This is a genomic window from Pseudomonas sp. CLCA07, assembly GCF_053615335.1.
Map to the genome: position 1 here is coordinate 3,632,844 of NZ_CM132131.1, position 17,734 is coordinate 3,650,577.

General features: G+C 59.8%; 14 protein-coding genes. 13 read left to right on the forward strand and 1 reads right to left on the reverse strand.

Annotated elements, in window-relative coordinates; translation table 11 throughout:
- Nucleotides 1-10 precede the first annotated feature (10 nt).
- Entirely contained in the window at nucleotides 11-2,656 is a 2,646-nt protein-coding gene (gene aceE / locus ACWGZX_RS16785) for a pyruvate dehydrogenase (acetyl-transferring), homodimeric type (protein WP_452624665.1), read from the reverse strand.
- Here aceE and ACWGZX_RS16790 point away from each other — a divergent pair.
- From ACWGZX_RS16790 to ACWGZX_RS16850, 13 genes are all read left to right on the forward strand, one after another.
- Nucleotides 2,651-3,043 (forward strand): hypothetical protein, encoded by a 393-nt coding sequence (locus ACWGZX_RS16790; RefSeq protein ID WP_452624666.1) that lies wholly within the window; start codon nucleotides 2,651-2,653, stop codon nucleotides 3,041-3,043. The genes aceE and ACWGZX_RS16790 overlap by 6 nt on opposite strands.
- Nucleotides 3,040-5,979, forward strand: a complete 2,940-nt coding sequence (gene glnE / locus ACWGZX_RS16795) for a bifunctional [glutamate--ammonia ligase]-adenylyl-L-tyrosine phosphorylase/[glutamate--ammonia-ligase] adenylyltransferase (protein WP_452624667.1) — start codon at nucleotides 3,040-3,042, stop codon at nucleotides 5,977-5,979. The genes ACWGZX_RS16790 and glnE overlap by 4 nt, the downstream gene beginning before the upstream one ends.
- A 308-nt stretch (nucleotides 5,980-6,287) precedes the next feature.
- Nucleotides 6,288-7,322 (forward strand): lipopolysaccharide heptosyltransferase II, encoded by a 1,035-nt coding sequence (gene waaF / locus ACWGZX_RS16800; RefSeq protein ID WP_452624668.1) that lies wholly within the window; start codon nucleotides 6,288-6,290, stop codon nucleotides 7,320-7,322.
- Between the two features lies 1 nt (nucleotide 7,323).
- On the forward strand, nucleotides 7,324-8,385 hold the full coding sequence (gene waaC / locus ACWGZX_RS16805) for a lipopolysaccharide heptosyltransferase I (RefSeq protein ID WP_223520062.1): 1,062 nt from the start codon (nucleotides 7,324-7,326) through the stop codon (nucleotides 8,383-8,385).
- Nucleotides 8,385-9,506, forward strand: a complete 1,122-nt coding sequence (locus tag ACWGZX_RS16810) for a glycosyltransferase family 4 protein (RefSeq protein ID WP_223520064.1) — start codon at nucleotides 8,385-8,387, stop codon at nucleotides 9,504-9,506. The genes waaC and ACWGZX_RS16810 overlap by 1 nt, the downstream gene beginning before the upstream one ends.
- A complete protein-coding gene (gene rfaP, locus ACWGZX_RS16815; protein WP_452624669.1) occupies nucleotides 9,506-10,312 on the forward strand; it encodes a lipopolysaccharide core heptose(I) kinase RfaP in 807 nt (268 codons plus the stop codon). The genes ACWGZX_RS16810 and rfaP overlap by 1 nt, the downstream gene beginning before the upstream one ends.
- Nucleotides 10,312-11,046, forward strand: coding sequence for a lipopolysaccharide kinase InaA family protein (locus tag ACWGZX_RS16820; RefSeq protein WP_452624670.1), 735 nt, complete (start codon nucleotides 10,312-10,314; stop codon nucleotides 11,044-11,046). Before rfaP ends, ACWGZX_RS16820 begins: the two co-directional genes overlap by 1 nt.
- Nucleotides 11,043-11,795 (forward strand): lipopolysaccharide kinase InaA family protein, encoded by a 753-nt coding sequence (locus ACWGZX_RS16825; protein WP_452624671.1) that lies wholly within the window; start codon nucleotides 11,043-11,045, stop codon nucleotides 11,793-11,795. Before ACWGZX_RS16820 ends, ACWGZX_RS16825 begins: the two co-directional genes overlap by 4 nt.
- Entirely contained in the window at nucleotides 11,795-13,246 is a 1,452-nt protein-coding gene (locus tag ACWGZX_RS16830; protein ID WP_452624672.1) for a lipopolysaccharide kinase InaA family protein, read from the forward strand. The genes ACWGZX_RS16825 and ACWGZX_RS16830 overlap by 1 nt, the downstream gene beginning before the upstream one ends.
- Nucleotides 13,247-13,465: 219 nt before the next feature.
- On the forward strand, nucleotides 13,466-13,801 hold the full coding sequence (locus ACWGZX_RS16835; RefSeq protein WP_452629029.1) for a YceK/YidQ family lipoprotein: 336 nt from the start codon (nucleotides 13,466-13,468) through the stop codon (nucleotides 13,799-13,801).
- Nucleotides 13,802-13,964: 163 nt separating this feature from the next.
- Nucleotides 13,965-15,722, forward strand: a complete 1,758-nt coding sequence (locus tag ACWGZX_RS16840; protein WP_223520077.1) for a carbamoyltransferase family protein — start codon at nucleotides 13,965-13,967, stop codon at nucleotides 15,720-15,722.
- On the forward strand, nucleotides 15,706-16,836 hold the full coding sequence (locus ACWGZX_RS16845) for a glycosyltransferase (protein WP_223520079.1): 1,131 nt from the start codon (nucleotides 15,706-15,708) through the stop codon (nucleotides 16,834-16,836). The genes ACWGZX_RS16840 and ACWGZX_RS16845 overlap by 17 nt, the downstream gene beginning before the upstream one ends.
- Complete coding sequence (locus ACWGZX_RS16850; RefSeq protein ID WP_452624673.1) at nucleotides 16,836-17,732, forward strand: antimicrobial resistance protein Mig-14; 897 nt, start codon at nucleotides 16,836-16,838, stop codon at nucleotides 17,730-17,732. The genes ACWGZX_RS16845 and ACWGZX_RS16850 overlap by 1 nt, the downstream gene beginning before the upstream one ends.
- Nucleotides 17,733-17,734: the final 2 nt, after the last annotated feature.

Sequence of the window (17,734 nt, forward strand, 5' to 3'; positions counted from 1 at the left end):
GAATCTCTCCTCAGCAGTCCAGTGGGTTGAGTTTTTCCGGGTTGATACCGAACTTGGTAATGGCTTCAGCCACAACCTTAGGTTCGATGTCACCACGGTCAGCCAATGCTTCCAGGGCTGCCAACACCACGAAATGACGGTCGACTTCGAAGAAATGACGCAGTTTCTTGCGGCTGTCGCTGCGGCCGAAACCGTCGGTGCCCAGGACTTTGAATTCCTTGGACGGGACCCACTGACGAATTTGCTCAGCGAACAACTTCATGTAGTCGGTAGAGGCAATGACCGGACCTTTACGGCCGTTCAGGCACTCTTCGACGAAGCTCAGCTTAGGCTTCTGGCCCGGGTGCAGACGGTTGGTGCGCTCGACGGCCAGGCCATCGCGACGCAGTTCGTTGAAGCTGGTAACGCTCCATACGTCAGCGCCGACGTTGAACTCTTCACGCAGAATCTTCGCTGCTTCACGGACTTCACGCAGGATGGTGCCGGAGCCCATCAGCTGAACGTGGTGCGCCGCTTCGCGGGTGTCTTCTTCAAGCAGGTACATGCCCTTCTTGATGCCTTCCTCGGCACCGGCCGGCATGGCTGGCTGCTGGTAAGACTCGTTCATCACGGTGATGTAGTAGAAGACGTCCTGTTGCTCTTCGGTCATCTTCTTCATGCCGTCCTGAATAATCACCGCCAGCTCGTAGCCGTAGGTCGGATCATAGGTGCGGCAGTTCGGGATGGTGGCAGCCAGGATGTGGCTGTGACCATCTTCGTGTTGCAGGCCTTCACCGTTCAGGGTGGTACGGCCGGCGGTGCCGCCGATCAGGAAGCCACGGGTACGGCTGTCGCCAGCGGCCCATGCGAGGTCGCCGATACGCTGGAAGCCGAACATCGAGTAGAAGATGTAGAACGGCAGCATTGGCTGGTTGTGGCTGGAGTACGAAGTACCGGCAGCGATGAAGGAGCTCATGGCGCCTGCTTCGTTGATGCCTTCTTCGAGGATCTGGCCCTTCTTGTCTTCCTTGTAGAACATCACCTGGTCTTTATCGACTGGCTCGTAGAGCTGGCCGACGGACGAGTAGATGCCCAACTGACGGAACATGCCTTCCATACCAAAGGTACGGGCTTCGTCCGGGATGATCGGAACGATGCGCGAGCCGATTTCCTTGTCCTTGACCAGTTGGGCGAGGATCCGCACGAAAGCCATGGTGGTGGAAATCTCACGGTCGCCCGAGCCATCGAGGATTGCCTTGAGGGTATCGAGTGGCGGCGTTGGCACGCTGATGCTCTTCGCGCGGCGCTGTGGCACGAAACCGCCCAGTGCAGTGCGGCGCTCGCTCAGGTAGCGGGCTTCGGCGCTGTTTGGCTCTGGCTTGAAGAACGGCAGGTTTTCCAGCTCTTCGTCCTTGACCGGGATGTCGAAACGATCGCGGAACAGCTTCAGGCTTTCAACATCAACCTTCTTGGTGTTGTGCGCGGTGTTCTTCGCTTCGCCGGCACCGGTGCCATAACCTTTGATGGTCTTGGCCAGGATGACGGTCGGTTGTTCTTTGTGGTTGACCGCTTCGTGGTACGCCGCGTAGACCTTGTACGGGTCGTGACCGCCACGGTTGAGTTTCCAGATCTCGTCGTCGGACAGATCAGCAACCATCGCCTTGAGTTCTGGCGAGTTGAAGAAGTGTTCACGCACGAACGCGCCGTCTTTGGCTTTGTAGTTCTGGTACTCGCCGTCGATGACTTCGTCCATGCGACGTTGCAGGATGCCGTCGACGTCTTTGGCCAGCAGTGGGTCCCAGAAACGGCCCCAGATGACTTTGGTCACGTTCCATTGAGCACCACGGAACACGCCTTCGAGTTCCTGGATGATCTTGCCGTTGCCGCGAACCGGGCCGTCGAGGCGCTGCAGGTTGCAGTTGATGACGAAGATCAGGTTGTCGAGCTTCTCGCGGCCAGCCAGCGAGATCGCGCCCAGGGATTCCGGCTCGTCACACTCGCCGTCGCCCAGGAAGCACCAGACTTTCTGCTTGCCTTCAGGGATGAAGCCACGGGCTTCCAGGTACTTCATGAAACGTGCCTGGTAGATCGCCTGGATCGGGCCCAGGCCCATGGATACGGTCGGGAACTGCCAGAAATCAGGCATCAGCCAAGGGTGCGGGTAGGACGACAGGCCCTGACCGTCGACTTCCTGGCGGAAGTTATTCATCTGGTCTTCGGTGATGCGGCCTTCCATGAATGCACGGGCGTAAACGCCTGGCGAGGTGTGGCCCTGGAAGTAGATCAGGTCGCCGCCGTGTTCGTCGGTCGGGGCCTGGAAGAAATAGTTGAAGCCAATGTCATACAGGGTTGCGCTGGAGGCGAAGCTGGAGATGTGACCGCCCAGGTCAGAATCCTTCAGGTTCGTACGCATCACCATGGCCATCGCGTTCCAGCGTACCAACGAGCGAATGCGGCGTTCCATGAACAGGTCGCCAGGCATGCGTGCTTCGTGGGTAACGGGAATGGTGTTGCGGTATGGCGTGGTGATGGCGTAAGGCAGTTGCGAGCCGCTGCGGGTCGCCAATTCGCCCATACGGGTCATCAGATAGTGAGCGCGGTCTTCGCCTTCTTTGTCGAGAACCGATTCCAGGGCGTCCAGCCATTCCTGGGTTTCGACGGGATCGAGGTCTTGCATGGCTTGCTCCAGGGCGGAAAGGCTTCCAGAATCGGTTGCCTGAGTTTGCGACTGGCCTTGTGGGCAGACGATATAAATTCTTGGATTGCCGAGAGGTTGTTCCGGCGGCGTGTAGTTTTACTACAAATCATCGGGCATTTCAGCCTTTCGAATGTATATACGAGTAGTAAAACTACAGATGAATGGCTTGTGGCCTCCGGCTGCGTTGTGAGAATAATCGTTAAGGTTGGTCTTTTGCCAACCACAAAAGGTGAAAGCTTGATGTTCGCTGCCAAAAATAAAGAATTTTCAGCTATTTCTAACTTTTGTTCGACACTCCTTCAGGTAGTGGGTTTTCACAAATCACTACATGCAGTCGTCTCCACGCCGATCAAGGATAGACCATGAGCCTCCCTACGCTTGCCGAACTGCCCGGCATTCTCCTGCCGTCTGTCACCCGCGCCGAGCAGTCGTTCCGTACCGCCGTTGCGGCACTTGAAGACGACCATGGCCTGTCGGCCTGGACGCCTGAACGCTGGGCACAATTTGCCCGCGTCACTGCGGCCAGCGACTTCGTGACTGAACAATGTGTGCGCGACCCTTTGATGTTACTGGCGCTGGTGCAGTCCGGTGAACTGGACCGCAGTTTCGCCTACGGCGAGTTGTGCGGGCAGATTGCGGCGGCGGTGGATGCGGCGCAAACCGAAGACGAACTCGGCCGCGCCCTGCGCCGTCAGCGCACGCGCCAGCAAGTGCGGATCATCTGGCGCGACCTGACGCGTCAGTGCGATCTGATCCAGACCTGCCGCGACCTCTCGGACATGGCCGATGCGAGTATCGATCAGGCCTATCAGTGGTTGTACTCGCGTCATTGTCAGCAGTTTGGTGTGCCGACCGGCCGGCGCAGCGGCGAGCCGCAGCAGATGGTCGTCCTCGGTATGGGCAAACTGGGCGCTGTGGAGCTCAATCTTTCGTCAGACATCGACCTGATCTTCGCTTACCCCGAGGGCGGCGAAACCGTCGGCGTGAAGCGCTCGCTGGATAATCAGGAGTTCTTCATTCGTCTGGGCCAACGCCTGATCAAGGCGCTGGACCCGATGACCGTCGATGGCTTCGTGTTCCGCGTCGACATGCGTTTGCGGCCTTACGGTTCGGCCGGTGCATTGGTCCTGAGCTTCAATGCGCTGGAGCAGTATTACCAGGATCAGGGCCGCGACTGGGAGCGCTACGCGATGATCAAGTCGCGGGTGGTGGCGGGCGATCAAGTGGCCGGCGCGCAATTGCAGGACATGCTGCGCCCGTTCGTTTACCGGCGTTACCTGGACTTCTCGGCAATCGAAGCGCTGCGCACCATGAAGCAGTTGATCCAGCAGGAAGTTCGGCGCAAAGGCATGGCCGACAACATCAAGCTCGGGTCCGGCGGCATCCGCGAAGTCGAATTTATCGCCCAGGCCTTTCAGCTGATCCACGGCGGTCGCGACCTGAGCTTGCAGCAACGCCCTCTATTAAAAGTACTGAACACGCTGGAAGGGCAAGGCTATCTGCCGCCGGCGGTGATCAGCGAGTTGCGCGAAGGCTACGAATTCCTGCGTTACACCGAACATGCGATCCAGGCGATTGCCGACCGCCAGACCCAGATGTTGCCCGATGGCGCGGAAGATCAGGCGCGCATTGCCTTTATGTTGGGGTTTGCCGACTGGGACGCTTTCCATGAGCAGCTGATGTATTGGCGTGGCCGCGTGGCCTGGCACTTCGCTCAGGTGATCGCCGATCCGGACGAAGAAGAAGGCACCGAAAGCGAAGTGGTGGTGGGCGGGGAATGGTTGCCGCTGTGGGAAGAAGCTCAAGACGAAGACGCGGCTTGCCGTCAGTTGGAAGAGGCTGGTTTCAAGGAGGCTACCAAGGCCCTGAAAGCCTTGGCCGGTTTGCGCGGCAGTCCGCAACTTCGGGCGATGCAGCGTTTGGGGCGTGAGCGCCTTGATGCTTTTATTCCGCGCTTGCTGGCGCAGGCCGTCGAACATGCCAATCCCGATCTGGTACTGGAACGCGTGCTGCCGCTGGTTGAAGCCGTAGCCCGTCGATCCGCGTATCTGGTGTTGCTGACCGAAAACCCTGGTGCGCTGCGGCGTTTATTGACCTTGTGCGCCGCGAGCCCGTGGATCGCCGAGCAGATCACCCGTTTCCCGCTGCTGCTCGACGAATTGCTCAACGAAGGCCGGCTGTTCAAGCCGCCCCTGGCGCCGGAACTGACAGCCGAATTACGCGAACGTCTGATGCGGATTCCCGAGGACGACCTCGAACAGCAGATGGAAGCCCTGCGTCATTTCAAATTGGCGCACCGCTTGCGGGTCGCCGCCTCGGAAATTGCCGGCAGCCTGCCGCTGATGAAAGTCAGCGATTACCTGACCTGGCTCGCCGAAGCGATTCTTGAACAAGTGCTGGCCCTGGCCTGGCGCCAGACTGTGGCCAAGTACGGCACGCCATTGCGCACTGACGGTACGTTGTGCGATCCCGGCTTCATCATTGTCGGTTATGGGAAAGTTGGCGGGCTGGAACTCGGGCATGTTTCGGACCTGGATCTGGTGTTTATCCACGATGGCGATCCGCTGGCAGAAACGGACGGACCGAAACCGATCGATGGCGCGCAATTTTTCACCCGGCTCGGGCAGCGGATCATTCACTTGCTCACGGCCCAGACCAACTCCGGTCAGCTGTATGAAGTGGACATGCGCTTGCGACCTTCGGGTGTATCGGGGTTGCTGGTGAGTTCACTCGGTGCATTTGCCCGTTATCAGGAGGGAGAGGCCTGGACCTGGGAGCATCAGGCGCTGGTACGGGCGCGGGTGCTGGTGGGCAGCGAGGATGTCGGCCGGGCATTCGAGCAGGTTCGCGCGGCGATACTGGGCAAGAAGCGAGACCTGGCGATCCTGCGCCAGGAGGTCAGTGAGATGCGCGCGAAGATGCGCGATAACCTTGGCACCAAGAGTACGGCGGCCGGGACCGGGGCAAATGCCTTCGAAGCCTTGGCGCCGTTCGATCTCAAGCAGGACGCCGGAGGTATCGTCGATATTGAATTTATGGTGCAATACGCGGCCCTGGCGTGGTCCGAAAGGTGCCCGTCATTGCTGCGCTGGTCTGATAATTTCCGCATTCTGGAAGAGCTGGAACAGGAAGGGCTGATGCCCGCCGAAGACGCCAGCCTGTTGCGCGAGGCCTATAAAGCCTACCGCTCCGCCGCTCACCGGCAGGCCTTGCAGAAGGACGCCGGGGTGATACCAGGCGACCAGTTCGCGGATGAACGGCGACAGGTCATGCGAATCTGGCGTGAGCTGGGGCTAAGCTGAAACAGGATAGTTGCAACACTCAATACCCAATGTAGGAGCGAGCTTGCTCGCGATAGCGGAGTGTCAGTCGCCCACAATGTTGGATGTGACGACCTCATCGCGAGCAGGCTCACTCCTACAGTAGATTGGCGTTGATTGTAGATTTGAGGCCTGGCGCACAAACCCTGTGGGAGCGAGCCTGCTCGCGATAGCGGAGTTACAGTCGACAGTAATGTTGAAAGTGATGACCCATCGCAAGAGGCCCTGTTCCCATTGTGATTATCGAGGCGGGGAGGCGTATGCCTCCCCGGTTCGTTTTTGGAAACCACATGAAAATTCTGATCGTTGGGCCCAGTTGGGTCGGTGACATGGTGATGGCGCAGACACTGTTTCAGTGTCTCAAGCAGCGCCACCCGCAATGCGAAATCGACGTCCTGGCCCCCGAGTGGAGCCGGCCGATCCTGGAGCGCATGCCCGAAGTCCGGCAGGCCTTGAGCTTTCCGCTCGGCCACGGTGCTTTGGAGCTGGCGACCCGTCGGCGCATCGGCAAATCCCTGGCCGGCCAGTACGACCAGGCGATTTTGCTGCCCAATTCGCTGAAGTCGGCGCTGGTGCCGTTCTTCGCCGGTATTGCGAAACGCACTGGCTGGCGTGGCGAGTTCCGCTACGGCCTGCTCAATGACGTGCGCACGCTGGATAAAGAACGTTATCCGCTGATGATCGAGCGTTTCATGGCCCTGGCGTACGAGCCTGGCGCCGAACTGCCGACACCTTATCCACGCCCGACTTTGCAGATCGACCCGGTCACCCGTGAAGCGGCGCTGGCTAAATTCGGCCTGGCCCTCGACCGTCCGGTGTTGGCGCTGTGCCCCGGCGCGGAGTTCGGTGAGGCCAAGCGCTGGCCGTCCGAGCATTACGCCAAGGTCGCCGAAGCGAAGATTCGCGAAGGCTGGCAAGTCTGGTTGTTCGGCTCGAAAAACGATCACGCGGTGGGCGAAGACATTCGCGCTCGGCTGATTCCCGGTCTGCGTGAAGAGGCGGTCAACCTTAGCGGTGGCACCTCGCTGGCCGAAGCCATTGATCTGATGTCCTGCGCCGACGCGGTGGTGTCCAACGACTCCGGCCTGATGCACGTCGCTGCCGCGTTGAACCGCCCGTTGGTGGCGGTCTACGGCTCGACGTCGCCGGGTTTCACCCCGCCGTTGGCCGAACACGTCGAAATCGTGCGCCTGGGCATCGAATGCAGCCCATGCTTCGATCGCACTTGCCGTTTCGGTCATTACAACTGCTTGCGCCAGCTCATGCCGCAAGCCGTGAACGAAGCCTTGCAGCGGTTGCAGGGCACTGTGGTCGAGGTCAAATAGTTTGCGGGTTCTGCTGATCAAGACTTCCTCGCTGGGCGACGTGATTCACGCGCTACCGGCACTGACCGACGCGGCACGGGCGATTCCCGGCATCACGTTCGACTGGGTGGTGGAAGAAGGCTTTGCCGAGATCCCGACCTGGCACCCGGCCGTGGGCAAGGTGATCCCGGTGGCGATCCGCCGCTGGCGCAAGAACATCTGGCAAACCATCAAGAGTGGCGAGTGGAAGCGCTTCAAACAAAGCGTTCGCGCTGAAAAATATGATCTGGTGATCGACGCCCAAGGCCTGCTGAAAAGTGCCTGGCTGACGCGCTACGTCAAGGCGCCGGTCGCCGGGCTGGACAAGGATTCGGCACGTGAGCCGATGGCGGCGCGCTTCTACTCCCGTCGCCTGGCGGTGGGCCGTGGACAACACGCGGTAGAGCGGGTGCGTCAATTGTTCGCCCTGGCGTTGGGCTACGACTTGCCAAAAGGCTTGGGCGATTACGGCCTGAATGTCGAGCGACTGGTGGAACTGCCGCGCAAGAATCCGTATGTGCTGTTCCTGCATGGCACCACGTGGGACACCAAGCACTGGCCGGAAGCCTACTGGCGTGAGCTGGCCGAGCGCGTCGGTTATCTGGGCGTTGCTGTGAAGCTGCCGTGGGGCAATCCAATCGAGAAGGCCCGGGCCGAGCGCATCGCCGCCGGTTTGCGTCATGTTGAAGTGCTGCCCAAACTGAACCTGGCCGGTGTCGGCAAGGTATTGGCCGGCGCACAGGCTTGCGTGGCGGTGGACACGGGACTCGGTCATCTGGCCGCCGCGCTCGACGTCCCGACTTTGTCGCTGTTCGGTCCGACCAATCCGGGCCTGACCGGTGCCTATGGTAAAGCGCAGATTCACATCGCCAGCGACTTCCCCTGCGCACCGTGCCTGCAAAAAAAATGTACGTACCAACCGACGGACCAGGATGCCCGTCAGTTTGACCTGAAACGCGAGTGGCCCCTGTGCTTCACGCGTCTGAATCCCGAGCGTGTCGCGACCCGACTGAGCACGTTGTTACTGGCTGAGGAGCTGCGCTGATGCAATTGGCATTCGTTTTGTACAAATACTTTCCGTTCGGGGGCTTGCAGCGCGACTTCATGCGCATCGCCCTGGAATGCCAGCAGCGCGGCCATCAGATTCGCGTCTACACGCTGATCTGGGAAGGCGACGTTCCGCCGGGTTTCGAAGTGCTGGTGGCGCCGGTCAAGGCGTTCTTCAACCATCGGCGCAATGAAAAGCTCAGCGAGTGGATGGAAGCGGATCTGGCCAAGCGTCCCGTGGATCGCCTGATCGGTTTCAACAAGATGCCGGGCCTGGACGTTTACTACGCCGCCGACGGCTGCTTCGAAGACAAGGCGCAAAACCTGCGTCATTCGCTGTACCGCCGTTGGGGCCGCTACCGGCACTTCGCCGAATACGAGCGCGCGGTGTTCGCCAAGGACGCCAAGACCGAAGTGCTGATGATTTCCGAAGTGCAGCAGCCGCTGTTCATCAAGCATTACGACACGCCGCTGGAGCGTTTTCATTTGCTGCCACCGGGCATCTCCCAGGACCGTCGCGCGCCGGCCAATGCCGCCGAGATTCGTGCCGGATTTCGGGACGAATTCAACCTGAAAGACGATGAGTTACTGCTTGTGCAAATCGGTTCCGGGTTCAAGACCAAGGGCGTGGATCGCAGCCTCAAGGCGCTGGCCGCATTGCCCGCTGATCTGAAGAAACGCACCCGGCTGTTTGTAATTGGCCAGGATGACCCCAAATTATTCCAGATGCAGAGCGCCACCTTGGGGCTCGGCGACAACGTGACGTTCCTCAAGGGTCGTAGCGATATCCCGCGTTTCCTGCTCGGTGCCGATCTGTTGATCCACCCGGCGTATAACGAAAACACCGGGACTGTGTTGCTCGAAGCGTTGGTGGCCGGGCTGCCGGTGTTGGTCAGCGCGGTGTGCGGTTATGCCCATTACATCGCCGAGGCCGACGCCGGTCTGGTGTTGGACGAGCCGTTCGATCAGGCACAACTGACCCAGTACCTGACCGGCATGTTGAACGACGCTCAAGCACGGGCGGCCTGGAGCCGCAACGGTCTGGCCTTCGCCGAGACGGCCGACCTCTACAGCATGCCGCAGCACGCGGCCGATGTGATTCTGGCGGAGCACGCTTAATGAAGTTGATGCTGGCTGAACCGTTCAAGAGCCTTTGGGCCGGACGCGATGCGTTCACCGAAGTCGAAGGCCTCGAAGGCGAGGTTTACCGTGAACTGGAAGCGCGCCGGACCTTGCGCACTGAAGTGAACGGCAATGGTTTTTTCGTGAAGATTCACCGTGGCATCGGCTGGGGCGAGATCTTCAAAAACCTGCTGACGGCCAAGCTGCCGGTCCTCGGCGCGGGTCAGGAATGGAAAGCTATTCAGCGCCTGAAAGAAGTCGGTGTGCCGACCATGACCGCCGTCGCTTACGGCGAGAAGGGCAGCAATCCGGCGGACCAGCACTCATTCATCGTCACCGAAGAGCTGGCGCCAACTGTCAGCCTTGAAGACTTCAGCATCGACTGGATCAAAAATCCGCCCGAGCCCAAGCTCAAGCGTGCGCTGATCGCCGAAGTCGCGCGCATGACCGGCATGATGCACCGCGCCGGGGTCAACCATCGCGACTGCTACATCTGCCACTTCCTTCTGCACACCGACAAACCGGTAACCGCTGACGATTTCAAACTCTCGGTGATCGACCTGCATCGTGCGCAGACCCGCCCGGCGATCACTCAACGCTGGCGCAACAAAGATCTGGCGGCCCTGTACTTTTCGGCCCTGGACATTGGCCTGACCCGGCGCGACAAATTGCGTTTCCTCAAGGGTTACTTCCAGCAGCCGCTGCGCCAGATTCTGGCCCAGGAAGCATCGCTGCTCGCCTGGCTTGAAGGCAAGGCCAATAAACTTTATGACCGTAAACAGCGATATGGGGATGCACTCTGATGGCGGGTTGGAAACTGGAGCCCGCTTATAGCGATCTGGCAGAAGATTTCGGCAACCTTGAGGCGGTGTTCGCGCTGCAAGGTGAGCGGCTGACTCACGACCTGTTGTCCGAGGTCATCCGCGTCAATCGCAACGGCGTCAATTACTACGTCAAACGTTACACCGGCGCCGGCAAAGGCCTGCGCCGTTACCTGGGAAAACCCCGGGTGAAGGCCGAATGGCAGAACCTCAAACGCTTCGCCAAGTGGGGCATTCCCACCGCCGAAGTGGTGGCCTGGGGGCTGGAGCGGCGCGGCGCGGCCTACAATCGTGGGGCGATGATCACGCGCGAACTGCCGAAGACTGAAGACCTGTCGGCCCTCGCGGAACGGCACGATCCCAAATTGTCGGACCGCGCCTGGGTCGACTCGGTCAGCCGGCAGTTGGCCGCTTATACCCGGACCATGCACGACCATCGTTTCACGCATAACGATTTGAAGTGGCGCAATCTGTTGATCGACGATCAAGCCCGGCTGTTCCTGATCGATTGCCCCAATGGTGATTTCTGGCACGGTTTCTGGCTTAAATACCGGATCACCAAAGACCTGGCCTGCCTCGACAAGGTAGCCAAATACCACCTGTCGGCCACCCAGCGCCTGCGCTTTTATCTGCAATATCGCCAGCGTGACCGGCTTAATGCCGCCGACAAGAAACGGATCCGGCACGTAGTGAGATTTTTCGAGGGACGCGAATGACTGATTTTCTGGCCGCTGAAGACCGTGCACTGCTTGAGCGCCATGGCCTCGGCACGTTCGATGCGCTCTGGGCCAAACAGCTCGACGCCGTGGATGAGCCCAACACCGTCGGCGGTGGCTGGAGCAGCGTGTTTCGACTGGATCTGGAAGGTCGTGGTTACTACCTCAAGCGCCAGAGCAACTATCTGACGCGTACCTTTCATGCGCCCTTCGGTGAGCCGAGTTTTGCCCGTGAGTTTCGCAACATCAGCCGTTATAAAAAGCTGGGAATTCCGGCACTGCAAGCGGTGTTTTTTGGTGAGCGCAAAGTCAACGGTGAAGTCCGCGCGGTGCTGCTGACTCGCGCGCTGGACGGTTGGGATGATCTCGATTCGCTGTTGCAGCGCTGGTCGAGCCTGAGCGAGGTGCAACACTCGGCCATTCTCAAAGCCTGTGGCGTTCTGGCGCGACGGCTGCATGGCGTGCGTCAGGTTCATGGCTGCTTCTATCCCAAACATATTTTTCTGCAAGCCGCGGGCGACGGTTATCAGGCGCAGTTGATCGACCTGGAAAAGACTCGGCCGCTGCTGTTTGGTCAACGTGACCGGGTCAAGGACCTGGAACCTTTGCTGCGCCGCGCGCCGGAATGGACCGAAGCGCAGTTGCGCGAGTTGTTGGCGGTCTATGTCGATCAGTCGCAGAACAGTTCGCTGGTGGACAGTTGGGTTTCGCGTCTGACCGCGCGGCGCAGTCACAAGGAGAAGCGTTGATGCGCTTGTCCGAACTGAAAGGCGCCGGCCGCAGCCCGAGCCTGCCGATGAACATTTCGCTGGCCGATGCCGCGGGTCCCGCCGACTTGCAGCTGCTGAGTTTGTTGCGGGTCCTGCCGGGGCAGCGTTACGTCGGTGCCGGTGTCTGGCGCGGCCGGCCGGTGCTGGCCAAATTGTTGGTCGGCAGCAAAGCGGCGCGGCATTTTCAGCGTGAACTGAGCGGTGTGCGCTTGCTCGCCGATCAAGGCCTGACCACGCCGCAATTACTGGCAGATGGCCTGAAGGAAGGCGAGGGCGGCTGGCTGTTGTTCGATTTCCTCGAAGGCGCCGAGAGCCTGGGGGATACCTGGAAACAAGTCGAACACTTGCCGGTGCTGGCGGATATGCAAGGCGCCGTGCTGGCCGAGGCGTTGGGTGCTATCGGCCAAATGCATCGCAAGGGACTCTGGCAGGAAGACCTGCATCTGGACAACCTGTTGCGCCAGCGCGGTCGGTTGTACCTGATCGATGGCGGCGGCGTCTGTGCGCAAACGCCGGGACAGCCGCTGTCACGAAACAAAGTCCTGGAAAACCTCGGCGTGTTTTTTGCGCAGCTGCCCAAGACGCTGGAACCATTCATTGAAGAATTGCTGGTGTATTACCTGTTGAGCAACGGCGAGCACGCCCTGCCGATGGAAGCCTTGCAGAAGCAGATCGACAAGGTTCGCGCCTGGCGTTTGAAGGACTTCCTGATCAAAGTCGGCCGCGAATGCACGCTGTTCAGCGTCCAACGCGGAGCGTTTTCCTTGCGCGCGATTCGTCGCGAGGAAGAAGCAGCGATGTTGCCGGTACTGGAACAGGCCGACGCGTTGCTCGATCAAGGTCATCTGTACAAGACTGGCGGTGCCGCGAGTGTAGGAAAGGTCGAGGTTGACGGTCGGACGCTGGTGATCAAACGCTACAACATCAAGGGTTTTGCACATTGGCTCAAGCGCTTCTGGCGCCCGAGCCGAGCCTGGCACTCGTGGCACGAAGGCAATCGCCTGGCGTTCCTCGGCATCGCCACGCCCAAGCCGTTGGCGTTACTGGAGAAGCGCTTTCTCTGGCTGCGCAGTCGGGCGTATCTGGTGACCGAGTATTTGCCGGGGCCGGACATCATCGAGCGCTTCTCGCCTTACGTAGAAAGCGGCGACGCTCCTGAGGCGGAGCTGCTGGCGCTGGACCAGCTGTTTGCCGAACTGATCGGCGAGCGCATCAGCCATGGTGACTTCAAGGGCCACAACCTGTTCTGGCAGGACGATCGCTGGGCGCTGATTGATCTGGATTCGATGAGTCAGCATGCCTCGGTGAGCAGCTTCGCTCCGGCGTATGCGCGGGATCGGGCGCGGTTTATGCGAAACTGGCCTGAGAGTAGTGCGCTGTATCAGGTCATTGATCAGCGACTTCCCAAGGACATCTCCGGCGCTGCCTGAATCGGACCTTTGGTCTTTCGCGGGCAAGCCCGCTCCTACTGGTTCTGTATTCACAGCAGATCAAATGTGGGAGCGGGCTTGCCCGCGAAGGGGTCAGATCAGTCACCCGAGGTTAGGGGACAAGTTTTTATGAATCGTCCTACATGATCTACAGAGCCCATGAACTGTGCCCTGAATAGCCGCGATGCTAGTTTGCCTGACGTTCACGGAGGGCAGATTTTGACCATAAAAATGGCTATTGCGATCAGTACTTTCTCACTCGCGCTAACCGGCTGCGGGACCGCTGCCACAGTGCTGCAATCTGACGAAGACGTAGCGCACAGTCTCAGAAAACAAAAAACCTACTGTCAGACCATTCCGCGCATTTACAGCGGCCTGTCCTACGATTTTTGCTACTTGAATGCCCCGCCTGAACCCGGTGGCTACCTTGCATCCTTCGTACTGCTGGACCTGGCCTTGTCCGGTGTCCTCGACACTGTTTGCCTGCCCTACACCTTTTACCGCCAGGTTACCGAGGGCAATCTCGGTATTTACTGGCAAGCGGGCCATGGATAAGCCGGGCGTTACGCTGTCGTCCAGGTGAGGCAATAAGCGCTGGGTCATTCCCGTCATCTTTAAGCTATAATCCCGCCCTTTAGCTGTCTCTCGCTGCTTGCGAGGGCACATTAATTTTTGAGGCGCTTGTCGCCTGCATGCAGACTAAAGAGGCTAGACCCCTGTGGCATTGACGATTCTTGGCCTGTCCGGCGCCCTTAGCCATGATCCTTCCGCAGCCTTGTACATCGACGGCAAGCTGGTCGCGGCGGCTGAAGAAGAGCGCTTTGTGCGCGATAAACATGCAAAGAACCGCATGCCCTACGAATCGGCGAAGTTCTGCCTGGAACAGGCGGGCATCAAGCCATCCGACGTTGACGTGGTAGCAATTCCATTCGCCCCGATCAGCCTGTTCGGCAAGGCTCGCTGGCAGTACGCCAAGCGTTACTGGTACGCCCCGGACCGCGCTCTCGATGCGATCTTGATGGGCAACCGTCGCTACAAGCGCTATCGCAACAAGATTGTCTGGTGCCTCGAGCAATTGGGCTTCGATCCGAAGAAAATCAAGATCGAGCCGGTCGAACACCACCTGGCCCACGCCTCCAGCGCCTACCACTGCTCCGGTTTCAAAGAGAAAACCGCGATCCTGGGGATCGACGGCAAGGGTGAGTACGCCACGACCTTCTTCGGTTATGGCGAGAACGGCAAGATCCACAAGATCAAGGAATTCTTCGATCCGGACTCCCTCGGCGGCCTGTATGGCGCGATCACCGAGTTCCTCGGTTTCGATATGCTCGACGGTGAGTTCAAGGTCATGGGCATGGCGCCGTACGGCGACGCCAGCAAATACGATTTCTCGCGCCTGGCCTCGTTCGAAAACGGCGAACTGGTGATCAACACCGACTACGCCAACGTCATCGGCCTGCGTCGTTACAAAGAGAAGGGCAAGGGTTACTACTTCTCGCCGAAGCTGATCGAGTGGCTGGGTCCCAAGCGCGAAGGCGACATCGCCGACGAACCTTACATCCACTACGCTGCGAGCATTCAAGCGCTTTTCGAAAAGATCTCGTTGCAGATGATCGACCACTACCTGGGCGACGTGCTCAAGGAAACCGGCAAACTGGCCTACGCCGGTGGCTGTGCGTTGAACGTCAAACTCAACCAGAAAATCATCGCTCGCGATGACGTCAAAGAGCTGTTTGTACAGCCTGCATCCGGTGACGCCGGCACCGCAGTCGGCGCGGCTGCGTATGTGTCTCACGCCCGTGGCGTGCCGGTCGAGAAAATGGAACACGTCTACCTCGGCCCGTCGTACACCAACGAAGACGTGCTCGCTGCCTGCGCCCGTCACCCGAGCAAACCGGTCTGGCGCAAGCTCGACAACATGCCGGAAAACATCGCCAAAATCATGGTCGACGGCAACCCGGTCGCCTGGTTCCAGGGGCGCATGGAGTTCGGTCCGCGTGCCTTGGGTGGTCGTTCGATCATCGGTTGCCCTAGCGCCGTCGGCGTGGCTGACCGTATCAACCACCAGATCAAGTTCCGCGAGCGCTGGAGGCCTTTCTGCCCGTCGATGCTTGACACCGTTGCTCCGCAGATGATCAAGATCGATCACCCGGCGCCGTTCATGACCTTCACCTTTGAAGTGGCTGAAGAGTGGAAGACCCGCGTGCCGGAAGTCGTCCACGAAGACGGTACGTCCCGCGCCCAGGTGCTCAAGCGTGAGTACAACCCGCGCTACTACGACATGATGAAAGCGCTGGAAGTGCTGACCGGTAACGGCGTGTCGCTGAACACCTCGCTGAACCGTCGTGGCGAGCCGATGATCTGCTCGCCGACCGATGCCCTGAACATGTTCTTCGGTTCCGATCTACAGTACTTGATCATGGAAGACATCCTGGTGGTTAAAGAGGGCGCGGACGCATATGACTCGCTCGGCTGAACGCCATGTGCTGCAGTTCTGTCACGGCTATGACGGCCCGTTTCTGGACTGTGCCCGGCAGTACGCCAGCCTGTTCGCGGGGACTGGCTATCGAGTGACCACGGTCTTTCTGACCGGGGCCGCCGACAGCGACGTCGCTGCGGGCTGCGCTTCCGATGAAGTGCTGTTCATGGAGTACAGCTCCAAGGCCATTCGTGGCCTGAAGCTGGGCGCCATCGGCGATCTGCGCAAGATCGCCGCCTCGCGCAACTTCAGCTTCTGCATTGCCCACCGTTTCAAGCCGATCTACATCGCCTTGCTCGGCACCTCGCTGCCGGTCATCGGTGTGCATCACGCGTTTGGCGATTACCAACGCGGCACTCGCAAACTGTTCGCCCATATTTTCCGCAAGCGCCTCAGCCTGCTCGGGGTCTCCGATGCGGTGCGTGACGACATGCGCAGTTGCCTGCCGAAATGGCCGGCCGGGCGGATTCAGACGCTCTATAACCGTATCGATGTGCCGGCCATGCAGACCAGTCAGGTCTCGGCTCGCGAAGCCCGGGAAACCCTGGGTCTGTCAGCGGATGCCTGGATTGTCGGCAACGTCGGGCGGCTGCATCCGGACAAGGACCAGACCACGCTGCTGCACGGTTTTGCCCTGGCATTGCCGCAATTGCCGGCCAACAGCCAACTGGTGATTCTCGGTAGTGGTCGGCTGGAACAGGACCTCAAGGAACTGGCCCGCGAACTGGGTATTGGTGATCGGGTGCTGTTCCTCGGCCAAGTGCCGGACGCCCGTCGCTACTTCCGTGCCTTCAATGTGTTTGCCTTGAGCTCCGATCACGAACCTTTCGGCATGGTGCTGCTGGAAGCCATGGCCGCTGGCGTGCCGTTGCTCGCGACCGCTTGCGGTGGCGCGAGGGAAGTCGTTGAAGGGGTCGGCATCCTGTTCCCGTTGGGCGATGCCGAGCGTCTGGCTCAAGGGCTGCAACATCTGGCCGCGATGGACGAGCAGCAACGTCACCAGTGTGCCGAGATGATGCTCGACCGCTTGCGTGAGCATTTCTCCGACCGCGCAGTGCGCGATGCTTTCTGGCATTTGCCACACGTCACAGAACTGGCACCGAGGGGCTGATGCTCAACCGATTTCAAGGCTGGCGCGAACGTGGCTGGACGCCGGTCGACGCCTCGACTTATGCACAGGCCTGGCAGCGTTTTGGCGGTAGCGTCGCGACTCATCCCATGGTGGTTGAGCGCCTGGCGCAGTTGGCCGAGATCCCGGTGCGTTACCTGGCCTGGGAGCAGAACGGTGAAGTGAAAGCCGCCATCCCGACCTGGGGGCGCGATCTGGCGCTGTCCAAAGACGTGCTCAAGCGCCGTGGAAAAAAAGGCTTGTTCGACCTCGGCAATGCCGAGGTGATTCTGCCGGCTGCCGCCGATGCACAAGCAGCGCTGCGCCATCGCGGACGTTATTTGTCGGCACTGAGCGAAGGCCGATTCACCGATATCAAGCTACAGGCCGAACAACTGGCCATGGCGCGCACGCCCGAAGAACTGTCGAAAAAATTCCGCTACAACCAGCGCCGTGAATTGCGTCTGCTGGAAGAAGCCGGTGGCATTGTGCGTCCGGTCTCCGAGTTTTCCAGTGCTGAGCTAGCGGCGATTTATTGCGATCTGTTCCAGCGCCGTTGGGGGTTCCCGGCCACGGGTGCCGAGCGCATGGGCGAGGTGGTCGAATTGCTGCGCGACTTGCTGATCGGCTCGGTGATCTTCCTCAACGATGCCCCGATCGCCATTCAACTGGTCTACCGCGTTGAAGCGCCGGAATGGATCAGCGTTGAATACATCAACGGTGGCGTCGATCCTGAAACCCGCGAGTTCAGCCCCGGTAGCGTGCTGAGTTTTCTCAACACCCAAAGTGCCTGGGAACACGCTCGCGCCCTGGACAAGCCTTTGCGGTTTTCCTTCGGTCGTGCCGACCGGGAATACAAGGACCGCTGGTGCAATCCTGTGCCGGTTTTTACCGTGTGAGT

Bases quoted from the DNA above. Each gene is read 5' to 3' on its own strand.
- aceE (WP_452624665.1), bottom strand. From the start codon at position 2,656: ATGCAAGACCTCGATCCCGTCGAAACCCAGGAATGGCTGGACGCCCTG.
- ACWGZX_RS16830 (WP_452624672.1), top strand. From the start codon at position 11,795: ATGCGCTTGTCCGAACTGAAAGGCGCCGGCCGCAGCCCGAGCCTGCCG.
- ACWGZX_RS16850 (WP_452624673.1), top strand. From the start codon at position 16,836: ATGCTCAACCGATTTCAAGGCTGGCGCGAACGTGGCTGGACGCCGGTC.
- ACWGZX_RS16820 (WP_452624670.1), top strand. From the start codon at position 10,312: ATGGCGGGTTGGAAACTGGAGCCCGCTTATAGCGATCTGGCAGAAGAT.
- waaF (WP_452624668.1), top strand. From the start codon at position 6,288: ATGAAAATTCTGATCGTTGGGCCCAGTTGGGTCGGTGACATGGTGATG.
- ACWGZX_RS16825 (WP_452624671.1), top strand. From the start codon at position 11,043: ATGACTGATTTTCTGGCCGCTGAAGACCGTGCACTGCTTGAGCGCCAT.
- ACWGZX_RS16810 (WP_223520064.1), top strand. From the start codon at position 8,385: ATGCAATTGGCATTCGTTTTGTACAAATACTTTCCGTTCGGGGGCTTG.
- ACWGZX_RS16845 (WP_223520079.1), top strand. From the start codon at position 15,706: ATGACTCGCTCGGCTGAACGCCATGTGCTGCAGTTCTGTCACGGCTAT.
- rfaP (WP_452624669.1), top strand. From the start codon at position 9,506: ATGAAGTTGATGCTGGCTGAACCGTTCAAGAGCCTTTGGGCCGGACGC.
- glnE (WP_452624667.1), top strand. From the start codon at position 3,040: ATGAGCCTCCCTACGCTTGCCGAACTGCCCGGCATTCTCCTGCCGTCT.